The 329-nt window shown below is 59.9% G+C and carries 1 pseudogene; it reads right to left on the reverse strand.

Annotation, left to right across the window (positions count from 1 at the left end):
* Positions 1-108 precede the first annotated feature (108 nt).
* Positions 109-329: pseudogene (locus HMPREF2886_RS32475) on the reverse strand (hypothetical protein); the annotation flags it as partial.

The raw sequence follows: 329 nt of genomic DNA on the forward strand, positions 1-329 counted from the left end.
AGCCCGAGCGCGGGACAATGAAAGTCGATCAGGGCGCATTCCGGCTCGTTGACACGGCACGCGAACAGGCGGGGTACAAGGTGTAACAACATAGCGGCGTCTCCTTGCTCACTCGGCCTGCTCACTGCTGGCCAGTTCGTTCAACAGCGAAAGGATGTGATTGCGTTCGGCCGGTACTTCCCGGCCGGTTTTTGGATCGAACACAACGTGGTCGGCCTCGACGTAACGCAGCCGGTAGTAGATGCCTTCCTTGATGCGGTCGGCGGCTTCGGCGGCCTTGAATCGGGCGTTTTCCTCGTCTTCGCGGTTACTGCGCCCAAAGATGAACC

Origin of the sequence: Pseudomonas sp. HMSC066A08, assembly GCF_001813025.1 — a bacterium.
GTDB lineage: Bacteria > Pseudomonadota > Gammaproteobacteria > Pseudomonadales > Pseudomonadaceae > Pseudomonas > Pseudomonas aeruginosa.